Below are 16886 nucleotides of genomic sequence, written 5' to 3' on the forward strand. Positions count from 1 at the left end.
GTCCTCCTGAAACGGGGTGGTGGTGCTGCGGGTCAGCCGACGGGCGACTCGAGGCGCAGGCGAGCGGATGCCACGGCGCTCTCGAGCTCGGACTCGATGATGCCGAACGTGTCGTACTCCGCGATGCGCGCGGCCAGCTCGCGGGCGCGGTCGCGGAACGTGCGATCGGCGAGCACGCGGTCGACCGCACTGCCCACGGCCGCGGGCGTCGGCGTGCCGGTCTTGAGCGTGAGGCCGACGCCGCTCCACTGCACGCGCATCGCGACCTCGGGCTTGTCCTCGGTGTCGCCGGCGGCGACGATCGGGACGCCGTGGCTCAGCGCGTACTGGGTTCCGCCGAAGCCCGCGTTCGTGACGAAGACGTCGGTCTTCGGGAGCAACCGGTCGTAGGGGAGGAACTCCGCGGCGCGCGCGTTCGCGGGCAGCTCGCCGAGCTCCCAGACGGGCCGTCCGCCGGTCGCGGCGACCACGAGGACGTCGCGATCCGCGAGCGCGTCGAGCGTCGGGCGGATGAGGCGGTCGAAGTCCTTGTTGTCGATGGTGCCCTGGCTCACGTGCACGACGGGGCGGTCGCCGTCGAGTTCGTGCCACCACTCGGGCAGCTCGGCCGTCGCGGGCGAGCCGGGCAGCACGGTGCCCGCGAATCGGACATTCGGGCTGAGGTCGCTGCGGGGGTACTCGAACTCGGCCGGCGACAGCTGCAGGTACCGGTCGCACATGCGCGTGAAGTCGAACACGAAGGCATCGAGGCGGGGACGGCCGAGGTCGCGCACGATCTGCTGGGCGAGCGCCTGCGTCTTGCGGAAGACGACCTTCGTCACGAATGCGTTGAGCACCCGGTTGCGCAGTCGGCCGAGCGCATCCGACCGGGGGGCGAGGCCGAGCCCGCCCGGCGCGGTGTCCACGCTGAGCTGCACCAGCGGGATGACGCCCACGCCGACGATCGGCGGCCGCGACGCCGGGTCGTCGAGCAGCAGCGGCACGACGCCGGCGAACGCACCCTCGATGAGGATGGCGTCGGGCGCGAGCTCCTCGCTCAGCGCCTCGATCGCGCGGAACTGGTCGCGCACGGGGCGGACGAAGATCGTCTGCACGTCGTACTCGAGCTTCGCGATGCCGCGGTGGCGGTCGCGGTCGGGCAGGTGGTCCTGCATCACGCGGTCGTCGAAGTCGGCGATGCCGCTGAGAGGACGGTGCCGGGCGCCGGCCGCCTCGACGGCGGCGCGGAAGCGCGAGCCGGTGAGGACGGTGACGTCGTGGCCGCGGCCGACGAGGTCCCGCGCGATGGCGATGACGGGAGCGGCGTGGCCCTGGATGGGGCTCGCGCACAGGAGGTACGTGGACATGCGATGAGGTCTTCCGAGTGGTTCCGGGGTCGTCGCGACGGGCGGCGATCGTGCCCTCCGGTCGGTGGCACGACGGCGAAGCTACGGCCGCGGGAATGCGACCGGCAAGGCATTCAGCGCGGAATCAGGGATATCCCCGCCGGTATTCAGGGCGGGCCCGGAGACTTGGGGAATGCCCCGGTCAGCCGGGATGTTGTACCTGTATCCGGGAGCGGAGACTCCGCGACCGGCGAATGGAGGATACGTGGGCATCAGCTACGTCGAGTTCGAGGACGAAGCCGGAATCCTGCGTCGCTACCGCAAGCACGTCAACGGCCGCGGCCTCGTGGCCACGACCGCCAAGGTGGACGCGACGGCGTTCGTCGACCCGACCGCCTACGTCGACCCCGGCGCCGAGGTGCAGCGCGGTGCGACGATCTCGCACGGCGCCTGGGTCGAAGCCGACGCGATCATCGCCGAGAAGGCGACCGTCGGCGTGAACGCACGCGTCGGTCGCGGCGCGGTCGTCGGCCGCTTCGCGGTCATCGGTCCGTACGCGGCCGTCGGCGCGGGAGCGCGCGTGCAGAACGGTGCACGCGTGCCGCGCGAGGCGCACGTCGTCGAGGGCGGCGAGCACCGCGCGTCGGGCGACGACCTGCGCCGGCTCGGCCTCGCGGCCTGAGCGGCCGGCGCGCGACGCGCCGACCGATACCGAAACGGATGCCCCGGGCACGCGCCCGGGGCATCGTCATGTCCGCCCGCACCGCAGCGCCCCGCCACAGGCATCGACGTGCCGCTTCCGCCGGGATCACGCGAGGAGCACCCGGCACGACCGGCAACCCGGGATGAGGGAGACGCGCGCGGGCGGGTGACGCGACGCGGCGTCGGTGCGAGGATCGGCACATGTCGAACGCAGCCGAGCCGCGCCATCCGTCGACCGCCCCCGACTGGTGGAAGTCGGCCGTGGTGTACCAGGTGTACCCGCGCAGCTTCCAGGACTCCGACGGCGACGGCGTCGGCGACCTCCGCGGCATCCTGCAGCGCCTCGACCACCTCGTACACCTCGGCGTCGACGTGGTGTGGCTCTCGCCGGTGTACCGCTCGCCGCAGGCCGACAACGGATACGACATCAGCGACTACCAGGAGATCGACCCCGCCTTCGGCACGCTGGCCGACTTCGACGAGCTGCTCGCGGCGATGCACGAGCGCGGCCTGAAGCTCGTCATGGACCTCGTGGTCAACCACACGTCCGACGAGCACCCCTGGTTCGTCGCCTCGCGTTCGAGCCGGGACGACCCGAAGCGCGACTGGTACTGGTGGCGACCGCCGCGCGAGGGCGCGCACGGCGGCGACCCGGGCGCCGAGCCGACCAACTGGGAGTCGTTCTTCTCGGGACCGACCTGGGAGTGGGACGAGGCGACCGGCGAGTACTACCTGCACCTGTTCGACCGCAAGCAGCCCGACCTCAACTGGGAGAACCCCGAGGTGCGGCACGCGGTGTACGAGATGATGCGCTGGTGGCTCGACCGGGGCGTCGACGGCTTCCGGATGGACGTCATCAACCTCATCTCGAAGCATCCGCACCTGCCCGACGGACCGGTGCGTGCCGGGCGGCGGCACGGCGACGGCGGCGCGTTCTACGTCGGCGGGCCGCGCCTGCACGAGTTCATGCAGGAGATGCATCGGGAGGTGTTCGACGGCCGCGACGGGCTCATCACGGTGGGCGAGACTCCGGGTGTGACGCTCGACGAGGCCATCCTCTTCACGGACCCCGCTCGGCGCGAGGTCGACATGGTGTTCCAGTTCGAGCACGTCGGGCTCGACCACGGCGTGAGCAAGTTCCGCCCGCGGAAGCTCGAACCCGGCGAGCTCGCCGCCTCGCTCGCCAAGTGGCAGGTGGGCCTGCACGAGACGGGATGGAACAGCCTCTACCTCGAGAACCACGACCAGCCCCGGTCGGTGAGCCGGTTCGGCGATGCCGAGGTGCACTGGTACAGCTCGGCGACCGCCCTCGCGACCATGCTGCACCTGCTGCGCGGCACGCCGTACGTGTACCAGGGCCAGGAGCTCGGCATGACGAACGCGCCGTTCTCGGTCATCGACGAGTACCGCGACGTCGAGTCGCTGAATGCGTACGCCGAGGAGGTCGCGAGCGGCACCGCCGTCGCCGACGCGCTCTCGGGCCTCAGCCTGATGAGCCGCGACCATGCCCGCACGCCCGTGCAGTGGGATGCATCGCCGAACGCGGGATTCACCACCGGCACGCCGTGGCTCGCGGTGAACCCCAACCACGATCGCATCAACGCGGCCGCCCAGGTCGGCGACCCCGGCTCGGTGCTCGAGTACTACCGTCAGCTCATCGTGCTGCGGCACGAGCGGCCGGTCGTGGCGCACGGCGACTTCGAGGCGGTGGATGCCGGGCACCCGGCGATCTTCGCGTTCGAGCGCGTGCACGATGGCGAGCGGCTCCTCGTCGTGGTCAACCTGTCGTCGGTCGAGCACGTGCCCGCGTTCGGCGGCGATATCGCCGCGCACTGGGCGACCGGTGCGGGCGAGCCGGGCGACGTGCCGATCCTGACCAACACGATCCCCGACTCGCCCGCGCCCTTCGATGCGCCGCTCGCGCCGTGGGAGGCGCGGGTCTACGCCTCCGGGGACTGAGCTCAGAAGTGACGTTTCCGCGGTGGAGTGCCGGAGTCTCTCGACCTCCACCGCGGAAACCGCACTCGCATGAGCAGCGTCAGGGGCGCGGCGGCATCGCGCCGCCGGGGCCGCCCATGCCGCCCGAGACCTGCTCGCCGGCGACCGCGGAGCCGATGGCCGTGCCATCCGCCGTCACGGTGTAGGTCTCGCCGTTCAGGAGCTCGGGCGTCGACACCGCGAGCGTGGCCGCCGACTTCGTCGTGGCGATGCTCGCGACGACGGTGCCGTCGGGCGCGGTGAGCTCGAGTTCGGTGCCGGCACCCACCTGCTCGAGCGTGACGAGCACCGACGCCTGTGCGGCATCCGCATCGGGCGCCATGGCCATGCCGTTCGACCCGGCGGCGATGAGCGTGCCGCCGCTGATGTCGAACCCGCTGTCGAAGTCGATCGCACCGTTGTTCTGCGCCGTCGGGCCGTTCACGACGACCGTGCCGCCCGACATGGTGATGGCGCCGTTGACGTCGAGCCCGTCGCCGCCGGCGTCGACCTCGAGCTCGCCGCCCGTGATGTCGAGCGTGCTGCCCGCGTTCAGGCCGTCGTCGGATGCGACGACCGACGTGCTGCCGCCGGCGATCGACACCGCCGCCGCCTCGAGGCCCTCGTACGACTGGGTCACGCCCACCGTCCCGCCCGAGATGGTGAGCGCGGCATCGGCGTGCACCGCGTCGTCGCCGCTCGCGAGCGCGAGCGTGCCGTTCGCGAGGTGCACCGTGCTGTCGCTGTGGACGGCGTCCTCGGTGGCGTCGACCGCGACCTCGCCGCCGTCGACGATCACCGAGACGGTGCCCTTGAGGCCCTTCGCAGAGTCGCCGTCGGCCACGCTCGAGCCGCCGCCGGCGCCGCCGCCGGCCGTGACGTCGAGCGAGCCGCCCCAGACGATCACGTCGGTCGCGGCATCCAGCCCGTCGCCGGAGCCATCGATCGTGACGGTGCCGCCCGAGATCGCGAGGTAGCCGCGGTCGGCCTCCTCGGCGTTGTCGGCCTTGAGCCCGTCGCCGCCGGCGGACACCGTGATCGTGCCGCCCGCGATCATGACCTCGTCCTTGCCGCGGATGCCGTCGTCGACCGCATCGACCGTGATCTCGCCGCCCGAGATGGTGAGCCCGTCCTTCGACGCGATGCCGTCGTTGCCGTTGCCCCGCACGGTCAGCGAGCCGTCGCCGGCGATCTCGAGGTCGGCCGCGCTGAACAGGGCGGCGTTCACGTCGGCGCCGTCGGCGTAGCTCGACGCGTCGCTGAGCGCGTTGTCGCTGCCGTCGGCGAGCACGAGCTGCACGCGCTCGGCGCTCGTGACCGCGAGGGCGGCGGTCGTGTCGCTCGAGATGTCGACGCCGTCGAGGATGATGCGGACGAGTTCGGTGTCGGGGCTGTCGACGACGACCTGCCCGGCGAGTTCGCCGCTCAGGCGGTAGGTGCCCGCGGCGGTGATCGTGACGGTGTCGCCGTCGATGCTCACGCCGGCCGCGCCATCCGCCACTGTCGCCGTGTCGCCGTCGAGCGAGATCGCGACCTCGGCGGTCGCGTCCCACGTGTCGTCGCCGTCCTCGCCCGGCGGCGCCTCGTTCTCGGCCATCGCCTCGGCGGCGGTGAGACCGGGGTCGACGGCGGCCGTGGACGCGACCGACACGGTCGAGTCGGTGGTGCCCGACCGGTCGGACGTCGTGGCGGTGGTCGCGGTGCAACCCGCGAACGCGAGCGTGCCGGCGAGCAGCACTGGCGCGATCCGGGCGGCGGCGAGCCAGGGCCGGCGCCGAGGCACCGGCTGCTCGGCGTTCGCGGGACGGGGGATACGGAAGAAGGCCATGCTCGTGTCCTCTCGGGATGGTCGGTCGGCGGTGGGTGGTGGGCTGGGTGGCCGGTCGGATGGCGCGACGCCGGCTCAGTCGAGCGGCTCGGTGATCGCGGAGCTGAAGTGCCGGTCGAGCGCGCGCGTCCATCGATTGCCGGGCAGGCCGGGGCGGATCGCCGCGAGCCCGGTCGCGTACTTCGAGACGCGCATGGGACGGTGACCGATCGCCCAGAGCGCCCGGTCGACCGCGCCGGCCTGCGCGCCGGACTTCGTCTCGACGATCGCGGAGGCGGGTGTGCGCAGCATCCGGCTGAAGCGGCCGTCGACGCCCCGGTCGATCCAGGCGAGGTCGACGTCGATCGTGGCGCGGCTCGCGGGTCGACCCGGTTCACCAGGCAGCAGGAGGGTCGCTCGTCGGTAGGTCGTCGTGAGCACGGGCTCCAGGCGGGCGTGCGACAGGTCGCCGACGCCGGCCTCGACGAGCACCTCGTCGGCGTAGGCGCGCGCCTCGCCCGAGAGCGCGGCGGCGGCCGCGGGGTCGACCGCGATGCGGTCCTTCACGGTGAGCGCCCGGCCGCCCCGGGTCTTGACCTCGAGGAAGCTCGCCGCGGAGTCGACGTACGACCGCGTGCGGATCTTGAACCGCCGACGACGGGCGTGCGCCGCGAGGCGGAAGCTCGTGAGCTCCGGGGTGTCGAAGTAGACGGACTCGTACGAGCTCGCGCGGGTTCCGTCGAGGTCGAGCACGCGCGTCCCGTCGGGCAGCCGCTCGAGCAGCGCCGGCAGCACGGCGATCGGCAGCATGTACTTGCGGTCGACGCGGGTCTGGAGCTCGGCCACGGCGTTCAGCTGCTCGAGGTCGACCCCGTCGAGGGCGTCGATGCCACGCAGCGGCACCGGCGTGACGGATGCCGCGTGACGGGCGGTCATCGTCCCGCTCCCTCGAACGACACGGCGGTGACCGTCGGGGCGGGCCTGCGGAGGGCATCGCCCGAGACGCGCGGCACCTCGTATCGCACCGTCACCGTCGTCGAGTCGTTGACGAGGTCGAGCTGGTCGACGCGCGCCGACCGGATGCGGCCGGCGAGCAGCGACGCGAGGTGGTCGTGCAGTTCGCGCTCGTCGGGGAACGCGCGGTCGAGCACGAGCACCTGCTGCCGCGTGCGGCGGAACAGGGCGGGGTGGTCGCCGACCCCGAGCACGACGAGCACGAGCGCCATGAGCCCGAGCGTGAGCCATCCGTACGTCGCCCCCAGGCCGCCGAGCAGCCCGATCGCGAGCGCCGCGAAGTAGTACGCGACCTCGTGCTGCTCGATCTCGCTCGACCGGAGCCGGATGATCGACAGCACGCCGAACAGCCCGAGGCCGAGGCCCGCGCCGATGGTGCTGGTGCCGAGCACGAGCGCCACGGCGAGGACGCCGACGTTGACGGTGAGGTACGCGACGACCAGGTCGCGCCGCCGATGGCGCGGGAAGTAGAGGGCGAACACGAGGAGGGCGACCGCGACGAGGTCGGCGGCGATGAGGAGGGTCTGATCCATGATGCGGCTCCGAACGGTGGGCTGGGAGCTCCCATCAAGCCCCACCCGCCGAGGTCGGCCCTATGCCGATCCGATGGCCTTCCTATGAGCCGCGTGCGCGTGCGCTGGCAGACGACGGCGCCCCGGGCGGATGCCCGGGGCGCCGTGGAGTGCCGGCCGACGGATCAGTCGCCGTCGGTCTCGTTCGCGTCGTCCGCGTCGTCGTCCTGGACCGCGATGACGTCGAAGTTCTCGTCGAGCGAGACCTCGACCGACTTCCCGGAGTCGAGGCGGACGTCGACCTCGTACGGCGCGTCGGCGTCGTCCTCGCGCTCGGCCTCGGTGACCTCGCCCGCGCCGGCCTCGGCGAGCGCCGCCTCGGTCGCCTTCTCGAGGTCTGCGCCGGTCAACTGGTCGGTGGTCTCCGACTCCTGCGACGAGCCGGCTCGGTCGTCGTCGGCCTCGAATCCGTCGGTCGCGCCGTAGGCGATGGCGGTGCCGCCGAGGGCGAGAGCCGCGGCCGCCGCGGCGGACGTGATCCAGATGGTGCGCTTCTTCATGGTGCCTCCCGTTCGATGGTTCGCCACCAGCGTCGCGGGCGGGTGCTGAAGCCAGCCTGAAGCGCCCTGAAGCCGGCTTCAGGATGGCGCGGTCACGCCAGCTGGGCGGATGGCTCGCCCGGCAGCTCCACGCGCAGGCGCGCCCCGCCGCTCGGCGCATCCTCGACGGCCACGGAACCGCCGTGCGCGCGAGCGATCTCGCGCGCGATCGCGAGGCCGAGCCCACTGCCGCCGGTGTCGCGCGCCCGCGCGTCGTCGAGGCGCACGAACCGGTCGAAGACACGGGCGCGCTCGGCGGGTGGGATGCCGGCTCCGTCGTCGTCGACGGTCAGCACGACGGGTCCGCGGTGACCGTCGGGCGAGACGGCGAGCGCGATACCGGTCCGCGCGTGGCGGGCGGCGTTGTCGACGAGGTTGCGCACGAGCTGCGCGAGGAGGCCGGAATCACCGCGCACGCGCGCCGCCCGGACGCCGCTCGTGTCGACCGCGATGCCCGTGCCGCGCACTCGACGCGCCTCCTCGAGCAGCAGGTCGTCGAGGTCGACGTCCGCCGGTTCCGGCCGGAGCATCCCCTCGTCGGCGCGGGCGAGCACGAGCATGCCCTGCACGAGGCGTTCGAGCCGGCCGCCCTCCTCGAGCACCACCTCGCCGAGCTCCGCGTCGCCGATGCGGTCGGGGTGCGCGCGCGCGACCTCGGCGTACTGGCGCAGCGTCGCGAGGGGGGACTTCAGTTCGTGCGAGGCGTCCGAGATGAATCGTCGCTGCGTCGCCTGGGATGCCTCGAGCCGCGCGAGCATGCCGTTGAGCGTGCGCGCGAGACGCGCGATCTCGTCGTCGGAACGCGGTTCGTCGATGCGGTCGGCGAGCGTGGTCGCGGTCACCGCATCGACCTGCCTGCGCATGCGCTCGACGGGTGCGAGCGAGCGTCCGACCACGATCCAGGTCGTGAGCGCGACGAGTGCGACGAGCAGCGGCACCGAGATCGCCAGGAGGCGGGCGACGGTCGCGAGCGTGTCCTCGGCAGGCTCCGTGCTGCGCCCGACGATGACGGCGAGGTCGCCGGCGTCGTCGTCCGCGTCCTCGCGCGCGATCAGGTACGTCTCGTCGTCGACGCGGATGCTCGTACCGTCGGCCGACTCGGCCGCGACGCGCGGCGCGTCGTCGCTCGCGCCGACGACCGTGCCGTCGCCGCCCACGATCAGCACGATCCGGTCGTCGTCGAGTTCGCCGAGATCGCCGAGCGACTCCGTGCCGCCCGCCTCGACCTGCGAGGCCAGCGCCGCCGCATCCTGTTCCGCCGCCGCCCGCACGCCCTCGAGGAGCGACGACCGCAGGGTCAGCCAGAAGACCACCGCCCCGAGCAGCAGCGCGAGGGCGACGACGGATGCCGCGACGAGCGTGATCCGGCCACGCACGCCCAAGCGCCGCCGGCACGGGCGCCCCGTCGGCTCAGCCACCGTCCGCCGCCAGCCGGTACCCCGCCCCGCGAAGGGTCTGGATGGCCTCGCGCGCGAACGGGCGGTCGACCTTGTTCCGGAGGTGGCGGACGTAGACCTCGACGATGTTCGGATCGCCGTCGAAGTCGAAGTCCCACACCCCCTCGAGGATCTCGCGCTTGGACACCACCTCGCCGACGCGGCGCATGAGGAACTCGAGCACCGCGAACTCGCGCGCGGTGAGGTCGACCACCGAGTCGCCCCGGCGCACGCCGCGCGTGGCCGGGTCGAGCTCGAGGTCGCCCGCCGACAGCACCGTCGGGCGCGCCGTCGCACCGCGGCGGATCAGCGCCCGCACGCGCGCGACGAGCACCGCGAACGAGAAGGGCTTCGTCAGGTAGTCGTCGGCCCCGGTGTCGAGCGCCTCGACCTGGTCCCACTCGCCGTCCTTCGCCGTGAGCATGAGCACGGGCGTCCAGTCGCCGGCGTCGCGGAGCGCGCGGCACACGAGGTAGCCGTTCGTGCCCGGCAGCATGATGTCGAGGAGGATCGCCGCGTATCGGTTCTCGCGCGCGAGCCAGAGCCCATCGGTGCCGTCGGCGGCCACGTCGACGGCGAAGCCCTCGGCCTCGAGGCCGCGCTTGAGCCCCTCGGCGAGGCGCGTCTCGTCCTCGACCACCAGCAGGCGCATCCACCGTCTCCCTCCGCTCCGCCCATCCTGTCGGATGGTGCTGAAGCGGCGCTGAAGCGGCGCGGAACCGGCGGAACCGGCCCCGAGTGAGGTTTCTGCGCCTGAGGCGGTTCGCAGAGGTCACTCCAGCCCGCGAACCTCGCTTGGGCGCGGCGGATGGTGCGGCGCGCGGTGGATGTGAGCGGCGGAGCCGCGCAGGGGCTGCGGCAGGAGCGGGCGGAGCGGGCGCGCGCTTATGCGGAGAGGCGGTCGACGAGCAGCTCGAGCGTGCGGATGCGACCCGGCGCGGCATCCGCCGGCTCGTCGGCCCGCGAGCCCGCGACCGGCGCGACCATGACCTCGTCGATGCCGTGGCGCTCGGCGAGCGCGCGCACGGCCGACGCCGAGGCATCCGCGTCGCCGATGACCCAGCGCGGCCGCATGCGCGCGATCACGTCGTCGGCGTCGGAGTCGCGCGCTGCCGCGAGCGCCTCGTCGACCGTCTCGAGCGGCCGCATCGGACGGTTCAGGCGCAGCCGCGCCATGGACCGCAGTTGGGGCAGCGCCCGCTCGTCCGCCTCCTCGGCCGTGTCAGCGACGACCGCGTTGAGCGTGAGGATCGTCTGCGGCGACGGATGCCGCTCGCTCGGCCGGTACCCGGACCGGTACAGCTCGAGCGCCTGCTCCAACCCCTCGCCCGAGAAGTGGTTCGCGAACACGTACGGCAGTCCGAGCTCGGCCGCGAGCCGCGCCGAGTAGTCGGAGCTGCCGAGCAGCCACAGCTCGGGCACGGCCGTCGCGGCAGGCGTGGCCTGGATCGGGTACTCGCGTCCGCTCGTGAGGCGCAGCGTCGCGCCATCCGGCGACAGCAGGCTCAGGATGTCGGCGACGTGGTCGGGGAAGCGGTCGACGTCGGCCGTCGGGCCCGAGATGCGCAACAGCTGGGTGATGACGGGGTCGCTGCCCGGCGCCCTGCCGATGCCGAGGTCGATGCGGCCCGGAGCGAGCGCCTCGAGTGCGGCGAACTGCTCCGCGACCACGAGCGGCGCGTGATTCGGGAGCATGACGCCGCCCGAGCCGACGCGGATGCGCTCGGTGCGCGCGGCCGTCGCGGCGATGAGGACGGGCGGCGTCGTCGACGCGACCGCGGGCATGTTGTGGTGCTCGGCGAACCAGTAGCGCGTGAAGCCGAGTCGGTCGGCGGCCTGCGCGAGGGCGACGGATGCCGCGACCGCGGCCGCCGACGATTGACCGCTGCGCACGGGCACGAGATCCAGGACCGAGAGACGTGGCGAGAGAGGCATCCCTCATCGCAACCGGACCGGTCGGGAGCCTATTCCGGACGGGACGGAACAGGGGATAACCCTGAGCCGATCGGCGGGATCCTCCTGATCCCCGGACGGTGCTCTCCGAATTGGATGGAACCCGTCGTGAGCGCCCCCGGCCACCCGGGCGGCCGTCGGAACGAGCTTCACCCGCCGCCCGGCCCGCGACCCCCGTACCTCCGAAAGGACCACCAGTGAACTCCCTTGCCTTCGACACCCCCGCCCTGTCGCTTCGCGAAGCCTTCGCGATGCTCGCCGAACGCCTCGACGGCCGGCTCGTCCTGCCCGGCGACCCCGACTGGGACGCGGCCCGCGCGGCGTGGAACCTCTCCGTCGACCAGCGCCCGGCCGCCGTCGTCGTCGCGGCGACGGCCGCCGACATCGCCCGCACGGTCCGCGCGGCCCGCGAGCTGGGCCTCGCCGTCGCACCGCAGGGCACCGGGCACAACGCAGCACCTCTCGTCGAGGGCGACGGCCTCTCGGACGCCATCCTGCTGAAGACCCACGAGCTGCGCGCCGTCGAGGTGCGCCCGACGCAGCGCCTCGCACGCGTCGAGGCCGGCGCCCTGTGGGGCGACGTCGTCGCCGCGGCCGCACCGCACGGCCTCGCCGCGCTCGCCGGCTCGTCGCACGATGTCGGCGTCGTCGGGTACACGCTCGGCGGCGGTGTCTCGTTCCTCGGCCGCCAGCACGGACTCGCCGCGAACCACGTCGTCGCGGTCGAGCTCGTGACCGCCGACGGCGAGTTCCGCCGAGTCGACGCCGAGCACGACGCCGAGTTGTTCTGGGCCGTCCGCGGCGGAGGTGGGGACTTCGGCGTCGTCACCGCCATCGAGTTCCGCCTGTTCGAGATCGAGCAGGTCGTGGCCGGCACGCTCTTCTTCCCGATCGAGCGCAGCGACGAGGTGCTCCAGGCGTGGTCCGAGTGGACGCGCTCGGTGCCCGACAGCGTCACGTCGGTCGGCCGGGTGCTGCGGGTGCCGCCGATGCCCGAGCTGCCGCCGTTCCTCTCGGGCCGGTCGTTCGTCGTCGTCGAGGCCGTCGTGCTCGAGTCGCCCGAGCGAGCGGATGCGCTCCTCGCGCCCCTGCGTGCGCTGCACCCCGAGATCGACACCGTGCACCCGCAGGCGCCGGCCGAGCTGCTCCAGCTCCACATGGACCCGCCCGGCCCCACGCCGGGTCTCGGCGGCGGCATGATGCTCGCCGACCTCCCGGCCGAGGGGGTGCGCGCCCTCGTCGACGCGGTCGGGCCCGACGCCGACACGGCGCTGCTCTCCGTCGAGATCCGCCACCTCGGCGGCGCGTTCGAGCCGGCCGCCGCCGTCGACCTCGCAGCCGAGTCGGGGCTGCCGGAGCCCGGCGCGATCGCGGGGTTCGAGGGCCGCTACCTCGTCTACGCGGTCGGCATCGCCGTGCCGGAGACCGCCGAGGCGGTCGTGGCCTCGCTCGGCCGGCTGCTCTCGCGCATCGAGCCGTGGCGCGCCACGACGGAGTACCTCAACTTCGTCGAGCGCCCCACGACGGGCGAGCAGGTGTTCGGCGACGACGGCCGGCTCGCACGGCTGCGGGCGCTGAAGAACGCCGTCGACCCGACGGGCGTCATCCGCTCGAACCACCCGGTGCGTCGCTGACCGCAGCGTTCCCGTTCACCACTCGAGAGGCCCGGCACGTGCCGGGTCTCTCGGCGTGTCCGGGCGGATGTCCCGGGCGAAAGCGGCTGGCGGACGTCTCGACGCGACGCGCCCGGCCGGCCGCGCAGATCCGAATCAGGGGTGTCGGTCGGGCGCCCAGCTTCCTAGGCTGGAGGGACGCGACGACGTCGTCGCCGGATTCGCGGGAGGGACGAATGACGACCCATTACGAACTGCCCACCACGACCGACTTCGCAGCGCTGGCCGGTGAACATCACCCGGCCGTCACGATCTACGTGTCGACCTCACCCGTCGTGAGCGAACGCGAACGCGCCGAGATCGCGGTCAAGAGTGCGTTCGACGAGGCGCTCGACCGCCTCCGCGCCGATGGCGCCGACGGTGCCGAACTCGATGCGCTGAAGGCCGAACGCGATCGCGTCCTGGCCGACAAGGCGGTATGGAGTTCGCTCTCGCGCTCGCTCGCGGTCTTCGCCGCCCCGGGCTTCAACGAGGTCTACGTCCTGCCGAACCGGCTCGACGACGCCCTGCACGTCGGCTCCCACTTCACGCTCGGACAGCTGCTGCGCGCGCCGAGCCAGGACCAGGAGGCATTCGCGGTCTGCCTGTCCTCGAACGAGTGGACGCTCTGGCACGCGCAGCCGACCGCCCGCGCCGAGGAGATGCCCCTCGACCCCGATCTGCCGCGCAACCTCGAGGACGCGGCGAACCGCGAGCGCGGCGACGCCGGGCAGCGCCGCACGGGCGGGCACGGCGACCGCGGAACGCACGAGGGCGACCGCCGCCCCGAGATCCACGACATCTACGCCAAGCGGGTCGCCGACGCGGTCCGCGGGGTGCTGCAGTCGCACGACCCCGACGAGCGCGTGCCCCTGTTCGTGTTCGCCGCGGAGCCCCTGCTCAGCTCGTTCCTCGAGCGGGCGAAGAACGGGCGTCGGGTCATCGCGGTGCAGGGCGGTGCCGACCGCCGTGGGGCTGCCGAGATCGACGAGGAGCTCCGGCGCCGGCTGGCGCAGCTCAACGTCGACGAGGCGCGCACCGCGCTCCACCAGCTCGCCGACGGCAGCAAGGGCCGGGTCGAACGCGACATCGCGGCGATCGGCCGCCTCGCCATCGACGGGGCCGTCGAGACGCTCTGGTTCGACTTCACCACGTCGGTGAACGGCACGCTCGACGCCGAGTCGGGCGCCGTCGAGTTCGCGACCGGGAACGGCGAGGGCGACTCGCTGTCCGACGGGCGCCACGCCGGCGACCTGCTGCCGCAGCTCGCGATGCTCGTGCTCTCGAAGGGCGGCAAGGTGGTCACGGTCCGCAGCGAGGACCTCGCCGACGACGTGTGGGACGGCCCGGCGATCGCCGAGCTCCGCTTCGCGCTGACGTAGTCGGCCGACGCGGCCGTCGCCTTCGCGCCCTCGTGCGGTCGTGGGTCAGAGCGCGACGGCGGCGCGCGGAGCGCCCACGACCTGCGCGAGTTCGTGCAGTGCGCTGCGCACCGCGGCGGACGCGACATCCGTCATCGCCCGGACTCGCTCGGGCCAGCGGGTGCGCGCATCGCGCTCGTCGCGCACGTCGGAGCGCGTCGCGCGTGCGCTCGACCCGAACGAGCCGTTCGCCTCGAGCACGGGCACCACGACGGGCGGCTGGCACTCGAGCCGGACCTCGACCTCGCGCGTGCGGGAGTCCTCGATGATCGCCTCGAAGCTCACCTTCGCCGACCGCGTGCGTCCGCGGCGTCGCGGCGCCGTGCCGCGCACGCCGAGCGTGATCCGACCCGGACGTGCGCTGCCCGGGAGCACCGGCCCCGCGGGCACGAACTCCACCCGCCACAGCTCGCTCGGGCAGACCGCGACACCCGAGACGTGGATGACTCGGACGCCGCCGGTCGTGATCGCGACGGCCATGAGGTCGTCGGCATGCACGTGCGCGTGGTCGGGCTGGTGGTTCATGCTGCCGACGCTACGGAAGTCAAGGGGCGGGGTCATCAGGGCTGGCGCTGACTGCGCGGTCATAGGCTGACCGGATGCGATTCGGATACTTCATCCCCCAGGGATGGCGCCACGACCTCGTCGGCATCGACCCGGCCGACCACTGGGCCACGATGCACGGCCTCGCGGCCCGCGCCGACCGCGAGGGCTCGCCCTGGGAGTCGGTGTGGGTGTACGACCACTTCCACACCGTGCCCGTCCACAGCGAGACGGAGGCCACGCACGAGGCGTGGTCGCTGATGTCGGCCTTCGCGGCGTCGACCTCTCGCGTTCGCCTCGGCCAGATGTGCACGTGCATGGCGTACCGCAATCCCGCCTACCTCGCCAAGGTCGCGGCGACGGTCGACGTGATCTCGGGTGGCCGGCTCGAGATGGGCATCGGGGCCGGATGGTACGAGCACGAGTGGCGCGCGTACGGCTACGGCTTCCCCGACGCACCCACTCGCCTGCGGATGCTGCGCGAGGGCGTCGAGATCATGCACCAGGCGTGGACGACGGGCCGCGCGACCCTCGACGGCGAGTTCTACACGGTCGACGGCGCGATCGTGCAGCCCCAGCCGCTGCAGGACGGCGGCGTTCCGATGTGGGTCGCCGGGGGCGGCGAGAAGGTCACGCTGAAGATCGCCGCCGAGTACGCGTCGTACACGAACTTCTACGGCAGCCCCGAGGAGTTCAGCCACAAGAGCGAGGTGCTCCGGGGGCACACCGACAAGCTGGGCCGCGACTTCGATTCGATCGTGCGCAGCGCCAACTTCAACACGGTCATCGGCACCGATGAGGCGGATGTCGCGCGGCGCCTCGAGCGCCTCGAAGCGCGGGTCTCGCCGTACCTCGGCGCCGGTGCGACCCGGCGCTTCATCGGCGACTACCGCTCCGAGTCGGCGATCGCGGTGGGCACGGTCGACCAGGTCGTCGAGCGCCTGCTCGACATGAAGGCGCGCGGACTGGGGTACGCGATCCACTACATGCCCGAGCTCGCGTTCGACGATTCGGTGCTCGACCTCTACGAGCGCGAGGTCCTGCCCGCGCTGCGCTGAGCCGGCGCGAGATGACGCGAACGGCGCTTCCCTCGCTCGGGAAGCGCCGTTCGCGTCATCTCGGCCCGAGGTTCGGCTCAGGCGGCGGGCTCCAGAGCGTCGAGCTTGGCGCCGAGCTCGGCGTCGGTCGGCTCGGTGAAGTGGGTGCCGTCGGGGAAGACCACGACGGGGATGTTCGTGCGGCCCGAGATCGCCTTGGCGCGCTCGGCGCCCTCGATGACGACCTCGAGGTCGACGTAGTCGTAGTCGACGCCGCGGCGGTCGAGCAGGGCCTTCGAGCGGCGGCAGTCGCCGCACCAGGCGGCGCCGTACATCGTGATTCGGGCAGGGCTGGATTCGGTGGGGGAGGTCACGTCCACAACCTACGTGCCGCGGCTGGGCGGTATTCCCAGCCTTCCGTGCGCGCGTGGCCGATGGCAGACTCGCGGCATGCGGTTCGAGACGGAACTCCTGCGGACGGGCGAGCGGAACACGGGCATCGAGGTGCCTGCCGAACTGGTCGAGGAGCTCGGCGCCGGCAAGCGGGCGCCGGTCGTCGTGACCGTCAACGGGTTCGAGTACCGCAGCACGATCGCGCCGATGGGCGGACGGTTCCTCATCCCGTTCAGCTCGGACAAGCGCGCCGCGACCGGGATCGACGGCGGCGATGCCATCGTCGTCGACCTCGAACTCGACACGGCGCCGCGCACGGTCGAGCTTCCCGACGACTTCGCCGCGGCCATCGACGAGGCGGGCGCGCGCGAGGCCTGGGACCGGCTCTCGCCGAGCCACCAGAAGGCGCACGTCACGGCGATCGACGGCGCCAAGGCTGCCGAGACGCGTCAGCGTCGCATCGCGAAGGCGGTCGAGGCGATCACGGGCTGAGCGCGGTTCGCGCGCGCTCGGCG

General features: G+C 72.8%; 16 protein-coding genes. 6 read left to right on the plus strand and 10 right to left on the minus strand.

Translation table 11 applies throughout. The annotated features are described in order from the left end of the window. Positions 1 to 32: 32 nt before the first annotated feature. Positions 33 to 1346 carry a glycosyltransferase gene (locus BLT99_RS16630; RefSeq protein WP_092674943.1) on the minus strand — a complete coding sequence of 438 codons (1314 nt, stop codon included), beginning with the start codon at positions 1344 to 1346 and terminating at the stop codon, positions 33 to 35. 244 nt (positions 1347 to 1590) lie between these two features. Between BLT99_RS16630 and BLT99_RS16635 the strand changes: the two genes are divergently transcribed. Together BLT99_RS16635 and BLT99_RS16640 are read left to right on the plus strand one after the other, a co-directional pair. Continuing rightward, positions 1591 to 2007, plus strand: a complete 417-nt coding sequence (locus BLT99_RS16635) for a hypothetical protein (protein ID WP_092674946.1) — start codon at positions 1591 to 1593, stop codon at positions 2005 to 2007. Between the two features lie 221 nt (positions 2008 to 2228). Then, positions 2229 to 3986 (plus strand): glycoside hydrolase family 13 protein, encoded by a 1758-nt coding sequence (locus BLT99_RS16640; RefSeq protein ID WP_092674948.1) that lies wholly within the window; start codon positions 2229 to 2231, stop codon positions 3984 to 3986. Between the two features lie 79 nt (positions 3987 to 4065). On the opposite strand, the gene BLT99_RS16645 is transcribed toward BLT99_RS16640, so the two are convergent. From BLT99_RS16645 to BLT99_RS16675, 7 genes are all read right to left on the minus strand, one after another. Further along, a complete protein-coding gene (locus tag BLT99_RS16645; protein WP_092674951.1) occupies positions 4066 to 5832 on the minus strand; it encodes a carbohydrate-binding domain-containing protein in 1767 nt (588 codons plus the stop codon). Positions 5833 to 5907: 75 nt separating this feature from the next. Beyond that, on the minus strand, positions 5908 to 6747 hold the full coding sequence (locus BLT99_RS16650) for a polyphosphate polymerase domain-containing protein (RefSeq protein WP_092674954.1): 840 nt from the start codon (positions 6745 to 6747) through the stop codon (positions 5908 to 5910). After that, positions 6744 to 7358, minus strand: a complete 615-nt coding sequence (locus BLT99_RS16655) for a DUF4956 domain-containing protein (RefSeq protein WP_092674957.1) — start codon at positions 7356 to 7358, stop codon at positions 6744 to 6746. The genes BLT99_RS16650 and BLT99_RS16655 overlap by 4 nt, the downstream gene beginning before the upstream one ends. Before the next feature lie 164 nt (positions 7359 to 7522). Further along, on the minus strand, positions 7523 to 7897 hold the full coding sequence (locus BLT99_RS16660; RefSeq protein ID WP_092674960.1) for a PepSY domain-containing protein: 375 nt from the start codon (positions 7895 to 7897) through the stop codon (positions 7523 to 7525). Between the two features lie 92 nt (positions 7898 to 7989). Then, positions 7990 to 9312 carry a sensor histidine kinase gene (locus BLT99_RS16665; protein ID WP_092674963.1) on the minus strand — a complete coding sequence of 441 codons (1323 nt, stop codon included), beginning with the start codon at positions 9310 to 9312 and terminating at the stop codon, positions 7990 to 7992. Positions 9313 to 9346: 34 nt separating this feature from the next. Further along, positions 9347 to 10024, minus strand: a complete 678-nt coding sequence (locus BLT99_RS16670) for a response regulator transcription factor (protein ID WP_092674966.1) — start codon at positions 10022 to 10024, stop codon at positions 9347 to 9349. 233 nt (positions 10025 to 10257) lie between these two features. Beyond that, positions 10258 to 11307, minus strand: a complete 1050-nt coding sequence (locus BLT99_RS16675) for an LLM class flavin-dependent oxidoreductase (protein WP_092674968.1) — start codon at positions 11305 to 11307, stop codon at positions 10258 to 10260. A 215-nt stretch (positions 11308 to 11522) separates the two neighbouring features. On the opposite strand from BLT99_RS16675, the gene BLT99_RS16680 reads away from it, so the two are divergent. After that, on the plus strand, positions 11523 to 12959 hold the full coding sequence (locus tag BLT99_RS16680) for an FAD-binding oxidoreductase (RefSeq protein ID WP_229724512.1): 1437 nt from the start codon (positions 11523 to 11525) through the stop codon (positions 12957 to 12959). Positions 12960 to 13174: 215 nt separating this feature from the next. Beyond that, positions 13175 to 14359 carry a baeRF3 domain-containing protein gene (locus tag BLT99_RS16685; RefSeq protein WP_092674971.1) on the plus strand — a complete coding sequence of 395 codons (1185 nt, stop codon included), beginning with the start codon at positions 13175 to 13177 and terminating at the stop codon, positions 14357 to 14359. A 45-nt stretch (positions 14360 to 14404) separates the two neighbouring features. Here the strand turns inward: BLT99_RS16685 and BLT99_RS16690 are convergent, their stop codons facing one another. Beyond that, a complete protein-coding gene (locus BLT99_RS16690) occupies positions 14405 to 14923 on the minus strand; it encodes a hypothetical protein (RefSeq protein WP_092674972.1) in 519 nt (172 codons plus the stop codon). 74 nt (positions 14924 to 14997) lie between these two features. On the opposite strand from BLT99_RS16690, the gene BLT99_RS16695 reads away from it, so the two are divergent. Next, the gene (locus BLT99_RS16695; protein WP_092674975.1) at positions 14998 to 15999 is read left to right on the plus strand and encodes an LLM class F420-dependent oxidoreductase; all 1002 of its coding nucleotides are present in this window, start codon (positions 14998 to 15000) and stop codon (positions 15997 to 15999) included. A gap of 77 nt (positions 16000 to 16076) precedes the next feature. Here the strand turns inward: BLT99_RS16695 and BLT99_RS16700 are convergent, their stop codons facing one another. Further along, positions 16077 to 16352 (minus strand): glutaredoxin family protein, encoded by a 276-nt coding sequence (locus tag BLT99_RS16700; RefSeq protein WP_092676614.1) that lies wholly within the window; start codon positions 16350 to 16352, stop codon positions 16077 to 16079. A 76-nt stretch (positions 16353 to 16428) separates the two neighbouring features. On the opposite strand from BLT99_RS16700, the gene BLT99_RS16705 reads away from it, so the two are divergent. Next, entirely contained in the window at positions 16429 to 16863 is a 435-nt protein-coding gene (locus BLT99_RS16705) for a YdeI/OmpD-associated family protein (protein ID WP_092674977.1), read from the plus strand. The last annotated feature ends 23 nt before the right edge of the window (positions 16864 to 16886 follow it).

This window comes from Agromyces flavus (genome assembly GCF_900104685.1).
GTDB classification, from domain to species: Bacteria; Actinomycetota; Actinomycetes; order Actinomycetales; family Microbacteriaceae; genus Agromyces; species Agromyces flavus.

What these genes read in the sequence shown, in the direction of transcription:
- BLT99_RS16675 (WP_092674968.1), bottom strand. Translation starts at nt 11,307, where the DNA reads ATGCCTCTCTCGCCACGTCTCTCGGTCCTGGATCTCGTGCCCGTGCGC.
- BLT99_RS16705 (WP_092674977.1), top strand. Translation starts at nt 16,429, where the DNA reads ATGCGGTTCGAGACGGAACTCCTGCGGACGGGCGAGCGGAACACGGGC.
- BLT99_RS16650 (WP_092674954.1), bottom strand. Translation starts at nt 6,747, where the DNA reads ATGACCGCCCGTCACGCGGCATCCGTCACGCCGGTGCCGCTGCGTGGC.
- BLT99_RS16670 (WP_092674966.1), bottom strand. Translation starts at nt 10,024, where the DNA reads ATGCGCCTGCTGGTGGTCGAGGACGAGACGCGCCTCGCCGAGGGGCTC.
- BLT99_RS16685 (WP_092674971.1), top strand. Translation starts at nt 13,175, where the DNA reads ATGACGACCCATTACGAACTGCCCACCACGACCGACTTCGCAGCGCTG.
- BLT99_RS16660 (WP_092674960.1), bottom strand. Translation starts at nt 7,897, where the DNA reads ATGAAGAAGCGCACCATCTGGATCACGTCCGCCGCGGCGGCCGCGGCT.
- BLT99_RS16630 (WP_092674943.1), bottom strand. Translation starts at nt 1,346, where the DNA reads ATGTCCACGTACCTCCTGTGCGCGAGCCCCATCCAGGGCCACGCCGCT.
- BLT99_RS16695 (WP_092674975.1), top strand. Translation starts at nt 14,998, where the DNA reads ATGCGATTCGGATACTTCATCCCCCAGGGATGGCGCCACGACCTCGTC.
- BLT99_RS16645 (WP_092674951.1), bottom strand. Translation starts at nt 5,832, where the DNA reads ATGGCCTTCTTCCGTATCCCCCGTCCCGCGAACGCCGAGCAGCCGGTG.
- BLT99_RS16640 (WP_092674948.1), top strand. Translation starts at nt 2,229, where the DNA reads ATGTCGAACGCAGCCGAGCCGCGCCATCCGTCGACCGCCCCCGACTGG.
- BLT99_RS16690 (WP_092674972.1), bottom strand. Translation starts at nt 14,923, where the DNA reads ATGAACCACCAGCCCGACCACGCGCACGTGCATGCCGACGACCTCATG.
- BLT99_RS16655 (WP_092674957.1), bottom strand. Translation starts at nt 7,358, where the DNA reads ATGGATCAGACCCTCCTCATCGCCGCCGACCTCGTCGCGGTCGCCCTC.